4 protein-coding genes and 1 pseudogene are annotated in these 3,585 nt (G+C 67.4%); 4 read left to right on the forward strand and 1 reads right to left on the reverse strand.

All coding sequences use genetic code 11. The features are described 5' to 3' along the window. From modA to DYI24_RS23285, 4 genes are all read left to right on the forward strand, one after another. Positions 1–689, forward strand: a 689-nt coding sequence (gene modA, locus DYI24_RS23270; RefSeq protein WP_164574016.1) for a molybdate ABC transporter substrate-binding protein, incomplete at its 5' end; no start/stop codon positions are given. Between the two features lie 146 nt (positions 690–835). Further along, entirely contained in the window at positions 836–1,522 is a 687-nt protein-coding gene (gene modB / locus DYI24_RS23275; RefSeq protein WP_164574017.1) for a molybdate ABC transporter permease subunit, read from the forward strand. Further along, complete coding sequence (modC, locus tag DYI24_RS23280; protein ID WP_164574018.1) at positions 1,519–2,640, forward strand: molybdenum ABC transporter ATP-binding protein; 1,122 nt, start codon at positions 1,519–1,521, stop codon at positions 2,638–2,640. The genes modB and modC overlap by 4 nt, the downstream gene beginning before the upstream one ends. A gap of 146 nt (positions 2,641–2,786) precedes the next feature. Continuing rightward, complete coding sequence (locus DYI24_RS23285; RefSeq protein ID WP_164574019.1) at positions 2,787–3,383, forward strand: DUF2478 domain-containing protein; 597 nt, start codon at positions 2,787–2,789, stop codon at positions 3,381–3,383. On the opposite strand, the pseudogene DYI24_RS23290 reads toward DYI24_RS23285, so the two are convergent. Continuing rightward, a pseudogene (locus DYI24_RS23290) lies at positions 3,356–3,585 on the reverse strand (peptidase); the annotation flags it as partial. The gene DYI24_RS23285 and the pseudogene DYI24_RS23290 overlap by 28 nt on opposite strands.

Below are 3,585 nucleotides of genomic sequence, written 5' to 3' on the forward strand. Positions count from 1 at the left end.
CCGCCAAGGTCGCGGCCGCGGCGAATTTCACCGGGCCGGTGAAGGGGATCGCCGCGGCGTTCAAGGCCAAGACCGGGCACGAGGTGGTGCTGTCGTTCGGCGCCAGCGGTCAGTTCTACACCCAGATCACCCAGGACGCGCCGTTCGAAGTATTCCTGTCGGCCGACTCGGCGCGGCCGAAGAAGCTCGCCGAAGAAGGTCTCGGCGTGAAGGACAGCGTGTTCACCTACGCGGTCGGCAAGCTGGTGCTGTGGAGCAAGTCGCCGGGCGTGGTGAAGGGCGAAGAGACCCTGAAGCAGGCGTCGATCGCCAAGGTGTCGATCTGCAATCCGGCCGCCGCGCCCTACGGCGCCGCCGCGGTCGAGACCATGCAGGCGCTGAAGCTGTACGACGACCTCAAGCCGAAGCTGGTCGAAGGCGCCAACATCACCCAGGCCTATCAGTTCGTGCAGACCGGCAACGCCGAGATCGGCTTCGTGGCGCTGTCGCAGGTGATCGGCGACAAGGACGGCTCGCGCTGGATGGTGCCGCAGAACCTGTACAAGCCGATCACCCAGGACGCGGTGCTGCTGAAGAAGGGCGAAGCCAACGCCGCCGCCAAGGCGTTCCTCGACTTCCTCAAGGGCCCGGAGTCGCGCGCCATCATCGAGAAGTTCGGGTACGAAGTCACCACGCCGAAGGCGAGCTGACGTTCTCATGCTGAAGCCTCTCCGTCATTGCGAGGAGCGTAGCGACGAAGCAATCCAGCTTGGTGCTCGCCGCATGGATTGCTTCGCTTCGCTCGCAATGACGGAGGAAGGCCTCGCTTCCTTCACCACCTCAGTCCTGAGGACGTATGCATAGCCTTCCCCCCGACATCTGGCAGCCGGTCTGGCTCACCATCGAGCTGGCGGCGATTACCACGGTGATCCTGCTGATCGTCGGCACGCCGATCGCGTGGTGGCTGGCGCGCTCCAGGGCGTGGTGGAAGGAAGGCGTCGCGGCGGTGGTGGCGCTGCCGCTGGTGCTGCCGCCGACCGTGCTCGGGTTTTATCTGTTGGTGCTGATGGGGCCGGACGGGCCGGGCGGCGCGCTGGCGTCGCTGTGGGGCGGCCGCACCGTGGCGTTCACCTTCGGCGGCCTGGTGTTCGGCTCGGTGATCTATTCGATGCCGTTCGTGGTGCAGCCGATCCGCAATGCGTTCGATGCGATCGGCGATCGTCCGCTGGAAGTCGCGGCGACGCTGCGCGCCTCGCCGCTGAAGGCATTCTGGACGGTGGCGGTACCGCTGGCGCGGCCGGGCTTTCTGGCCGGCGCGGTGCTCGGCTTCGCCCACACCGTCGGCGAGTTCGGCATCGTGCTGATGATCGGCGGCAACATTCCGGGCAGCACCAAAGTGCTGTCGGTGGCGATCTACGATTACGTCGAGACCTCGCAGTGGCGTGAGGCCAACATCCTGGCCGGCGGCATGGCGGCATTCGCCTTCGTGGTGATCCTCACCATGATGATGCTGGAAAAACGAACCGCACGGATCCGGGCATGAGGGCGCTGTCACCCCCCACCATTCGGGCGGCGTTTCGCGGCCGGCTCGGCGGCTTCAATCTGGATGCCGCCTTCACGGTGCCGGCCACCGGAATCACCGGCCTGTTCGGGCCCTCCGGCTGCGGCAAGTCCAGCGTGCTGCGCTGCCTCGCCGGGCTGCAGCATCTGCCCGGAAGTAACTGCGAAGTCAGCGGCGAGGTGTGGCAGGACGATACGACGTTCCTGAAGCCGCATCATCGCCCGATCGGCTACGTGTTTCAGGAAGCCAGCCTTTTTCAGCATCTCTCGGTAAGAGCCAACCTGCTGTACGGCGCGCCGCATGAGTCGGTTAAGACCCATGCCGATGCGGTCGAGTTCGACGAAGTGATCGAACTGCTGGGCCTAGCGAAGCTGCTGGAACGCTCGCCGCGCAATCTGTCGGGCGGCGAGCGTCAGCGCGTCGCGATCGGACGGGCGCTGCTGTCGCAGCCGAAACTCTTGCTGATGGACGAGCCGCTGTCGGCGCTCGACCGGCTCACCAAGGACGAGATCCTGCCGTTCCTGGAGCGGCTGCATGCGCGGCTGTCGCTGCCGGTGGTCTATGTCAGTCACGACATCACCGAGATCGAACGGCTCGCCGATCATCTGGTGCTGATGCAGGCCGGCAAGGTGCTGGCGGTCGGGCCGCTCGCCGAGCTGCAGAGCGATCCGAAGCTGCCGCTGGCGATTGCACGCGACGCCGCGGTGAATTTCGACGCCGAGGTCGAAAGCTACGATTCCAACTATGGTCTGGTGACGCTGCAGATCGACGGCGGGCGGCTGCTGGTGCCGTCGGCGCCGGCGGCGAGCGGCGAGCTCCGCCGGGTTCGGATCGCCGCCAGCGACGTCAGCCTGGCGCGAGAGCTGCCGCAAGCGAGCTCGATCCTCAACGCGGTGGCGGCACGGATCGTCACCACTTCGCCGGTCGGCGCCAACGAGATGCTGGTGGTGCTGGCGCTCGGCCGCGAAGGTCATGGCGGCCGGCTGTTGGCGCGGCTCAGCCGACGGTCATGGGATCTGCTCCGGCTCGCCGAAGGTGTCGACGTGTATGCGCAGATCAAGGGCGTCGCGCTCGCGCCTGGACGCGACGGCCACGCGTAGTTGGCGGCGATGACGTGCCGCGAGCCGGCACGAACTTCGCATTCTCCTTGCTGATCGCTGCAACGGCGGCGCTGGCGACTACGCGACTACCAGTCGTGTCGGGTCAGCGACGACGTACGTCCGTATCTCATGGAGGAGAATCGACAATGTCGTTCGAAAGCAACCAACTGATGCCGATCGCGGCGCTGCGCGGCGGCCCGGGGACGCCGGCCGCCGACGTGCTCACCGCGTTTGCACTACGGCGCAAGGCCGAGGGCATCGATGTCGTCGGCGTGATCGTGCCGCCGGAAGATACCGGCCGCGGCCATCAGGGACACGGGCATGGTCACGGTGAAGGCCATGGTGGCGGTCACGAAGGCTGCGAATGCCGCAGCGAGCTGATCGATATCGCGACCGGCGACCGCTATGCGATGCATCAGGATCTCGGCTCGGGATCGCAGGCCTGCAATCTCAATTCGTCGTCGCTGGCTTTGGCGGCCGGGGCGGTCGAACGCGCGGTGGCGCGCAAGCCGGCGCTGGTGGTGCTGAGCCGGTTCGGCGGCCAGGAGGCGGTGCGCGGCGGGTTGATGTCGGCGTTCCAGGCGGCGATCGCGGCCGGCGTGCCGGTGGCGTGCGTGGTGACGCCGAAGGCCGAGGACGTCTGGAACGATTTCGCCCAGGGGCTGTCGGTGTCGCTGCCGCCGGAGGCGGATGCGCTGGAAGCGTGGTGGCAGGATCACGCCCGCGGACGAAACGCGGCGTGATCCGACCGGGTCGCGCCCGCCCGGGCGCGATACCAGGTTTCAAACAGGCTGGACGCGTAGGCGCTCTCGTAGCGCCCCGTCAGGTAGGCGGCGGCGGTCTCCAGGCTCTTGCGGCCGGTCCAGGTCGCCGGGTAATCGGATCCGCCGAGCGCGCCCCGCGGTGTCGCGGTCATCCGGATCGCCTCGGCGACCGCGCCTGGAT

Source organism: Rhodopseudomonas sp. BR0C11 (assembly GCF_010820945.1).
In the GTDB taxonomy this organism is placed as follows: domain Bacteria; phylum Pseudomonadota; class Alphaproteobacteria; order Rhizobiales; family Xanthobacteraceae; genus Rhodopseudomonas; species Rhodopseudomonas palustris_H.